Source organism: Enterobacter mori LMG 25706 (genome assembly GCF_000211415.1).
In the GTDB taxonomy this organism is placed as follows: Bacteria; Pseudomonadota; Gammaproteobacteria; order Enterobacterales; family Enterobacteriaceae; genus Enterobacter; species Enterobacter mori.
In genome coordinates this window covers 396,399-399,423 of record NZ_GL890774.1, presented here as the reverse complement: position 1 = coordinate 399,423, position 3,025 = coordinate 396,399, and the positions used below count along the sequence as shown (strand labels likewise).

The 3,025-nt window shown below is 60.7% G+C and carries 3 protein-coding genes; all 3 read left to right on the top strand.

Annotated elements, in window-relative coordinates:
* Nucleotides 1-11: 11 nt before the first annotated feature.
* From ENTMO_RS0103710 to dagF, 3 genes are read left to right on the top strand one after another with little or no spacing between them, the layout of a single operon-like run.
* Nucleotides 12-1,145: an amidohydrolase/deacetylase family metallohydrolase gene (locus ENTMO_RS0103710; RefSeq protein ID WP_029484950.1), complete on the top strand. Its 1,134-nt coding sequence runs from the start codon at nt 12-14 to the stop codon at nt 1,143-1,145.
* A complete protein-coding gene (locus tag ENTMO_RS0103705) occupies nt 1,129-2,247 on the top strand; it encodes a DgaE family pyridoxal phosphate-dependent ammonia lyase (protein ID WP_010427367.1) in 1,119 nt (372 codons plus the stop codon). Before ENTMO_RS0103710 ends, ENTMO_RS0103705 begins: the two co-directional genes overlap by 17 nt.
* Complete coding sequence (gene dagF, locus ENTMO_RS0103700; RefSeq protein ID WP_010427365.1) at nt 2,244-2,984, top strand: 2-dehydro-3-deoxy-phosphogluconate aldolase; 741 nt, start codon at nt 2,244-2,246, stop codon at nt 2,982-2,984. The genes ENTMO_RS0103705 and dagF overlap by 4 nt, the downstream gene beginning before the upstream one ends.
* The last annotated feature ends 41 nt before the right edge of the window (nt 2,985-3,025 follow it).

Sequence of the window (3,025 nt, the reverse complement as noted above, 5' to 3'; positions counted from 1 at the left end):
AGGAGATCCTCATGTTTGATTTACTCCTGCGCCGTGCGCGCCTTGCCGACGATACCCTGACCGATATCGCCATTCAGGACGGGAAGATCGCGGCGCTGGGCGACATTGACGCCCCCGCGCATAAAACGGTTGAGCTGAACGGCGACGTATTCGTCAGCGCAGGCTGGATTGACTCCCACGTTCACTGCTACCCGAACTCCCCGATTTACCACGACGAACCGGACAGCGTCGGCATTGCCACCGGCGTCACCACCGTGGTGGACGCGGGCAGTACCGGTGCCGACGACGTGGACGATTTCTACGACATCACCCGCAAAGCCTCTACCGAGGTCTTTGCCCTGCTGAACATCTCCCGCGTGGGGCTGATTGCCCAAAACGAACTGGCCAACATGGCGAATATCGACGCCGACGCGGTCAAACAGGCGGTTAAACGTCACCCCGACTTTATCGTGGGCCTGAAAGCGCGTATGAGCAGCAGCGTGGTCGGTGAAAACGGCATTACGCCGCTGGAGCGCGCCAAAGCCATTCAGAAAGAGAACGGCGACCTGCCTCTGATGGTGCACATCGGCAACAACCCGCCGAACCTCGACGAAATTGCCGAGCTGCTGAGCTCGGGCGACATCATCACCCACTGCTACAACGGCAAACCCAACCGCATTCTGACGCCCTCCGGCGAGCTGCGCGCCTCCATCACCTCCGCCCTGAAGCGCGGCGTGCGTCTGGACGTGGGGCACGGCACGGCGAGCTTCAGTTTTGAGGTGGCGAAACGCGCCATCGCGATGGGCATTCTGCCGCACACCATCAGCTCGGATATCTACTGCCGCAACCGTATTAACGGCCCGGTAGGCTCGCTGGCAAGCGTGATGTCGAAGTTTCTCGCCATCGGCATGTCATTGCCGCAGGTGATTGACTGCGTAACCGCCAGCGCAGCCGACGGCCTGCGCCTGGCGCATAAGGGTCGCATTCAGCCGGGTCTCGATGCCGACCTGACGCTGTTCACGCTCAAGCGCCAGCCGACGGTGCTGACGGATGCCGAAAACGACAGCCTGCAGGCTGAACACATTCTGGTGCCGCTTGCCGCGATCCGCGCGGGCAAGGGCTACATGACCGAACAAGGGAGCACGGAACATGCCTTCGATTTATGAGAAGTACAACTTAAAGCAGGTTATCAACACGTCCGGCCGCATGACGGCGCTGGGCGTCTCCACGCCTCGCCCGGAAGTGGTGCAGGCGGCAATGGACGGTATGAATGAGTACTTCGAGATGAAGGATCTGGTTAATAAAACCGGTGAATACATCGCGAAGCTGCTGGATGTGGAAGGGGCAACGGTGGTCTCCTGCGCGTCGGCGGGCATTGCCCAGTCCGTGGCGGCGGTGCTGGTAAAAGACAGCGACTGGCTGCTGGAAAACCTGCACGTGACCCCGATTGAGAACAACGAAATCGTCCTGCCGAAAGGCCACAACGTGAACTTTGGTGCGCCGGTGGGCACCATGGTGGCGCTGGGCGGCGGCAAGCTGGTGGAAGCGGGCTACGCCAACGAATGTTCTGCCGATCAGCTGGCGGCGGCGCTCACCCCACGCACGGCGGCGATCCTTTACATCAAATCGCACCACTGTGTGCAGAAAAGCATGCTCAGCGTCGAGCAGGCGGCGGTCGTGGCGCGTAAGCACGATCTCCCGCTGATCGTCGATGCGGCAGCGGAAGAAGATCTGCACGCGTACTACCGCTCCGGCGCCGATCTGGTGATCTACAGCGGCGCGAAGGCGATTGAAGGGCCAACCAGCGGGCTGGTGATCGGCAAAACTCAATATGTTGAATGGGTGAAGCGTCAGACGGCGGGCATTGGCCGCGCCATGAAAGTGGGCAAAGAGGGCATTCTCGGCCTGACCTGCGCCATCGAACACTACCTGACGGCCACCAAAGAGAGCGGCGCTGAGATGGTGGCGAAGATGACGCCGTTTATCGACGTGCTTAATACCCTGAACGGCGTGACCGCGCGCGTGGTCTGGGACAGCGCGGGTCGCGATATCGCCCGCACCGAGATTAAGTTTGATGAAGCCACAACGGGCGTCGGCACCGGCGATCTGGTGGCGAAGCTGAAGCAGGGCGAATACGCCATTTACTTCCGTGGCTACAAGGCCAACGAAGGGATTATCGAGGCGGACGTGCGCAGCGTGAATGCTGAGCAGCTGAACATCGTCTACCGCCGCATTAGCGAAGTATTAGGACAGGAGAAAAAAGCATGAAACTGACCCCCAACTTTTACCGTGACCGCGTTTGCCTGAACGTGCTGGCAGGATCGAAAGCCAACGCCAGCGCCATCTACGAGGCGGCGGAAGGTCATGTGCTGGTGGGCGTGCTCTCCAAAAATTACCCGGACGTGGACAGCGCCGTCGCCGATATGCGTGAATACGCCGCGCTGATTGATAACGCGCTCTCCGTCGGCCTGGGCGCGGGGGATCCGAACCAGTCGGCGATGGTGAGTGAAATCTCCCGTCAGGTGCAGCCGCAGCACGTCAACCAGGTATTCACCGGCGTGGCCACCAGCCGCGCGCTGCTGGGGCAGAATGAATCGGTGGTCAACGGTCTGGTCTCTCCGACCGGCACCGTCGGGATGGTCAAAATCTCCACCGGCCCGCTGAGCAGTAACGCGCCGGACGGCATCGTGCCGGTTGAAACCGCGATTGCCCTGCTGAAAGATTTCGGCGGCAGCTCAATCAAATACTTCCCGATGGGCGGCCTCAAGTGCCGTGACGAGTACAAAGCGGTGGCGGAAGCCTGCGCCCGTCACGACTTCTGGCTGGAGCCGACCGGGGGAATCGATCTGGAAAACTATGAGGAGATCCTGCAGATCGCCCTCGACGCGGGCGTGAGCAAAATCATCCCGCATATCTACAGCTCGATTATCGACAAAGCCAGCGGCGACACGCGCCCGGAAGACGTGCGTACGCTGCTGGCGATGACGAAGAAGCTGGTGAAGTAATAAAAACCAACCCCTCACCCCAGCCCTCTCCCAAAGGGAGA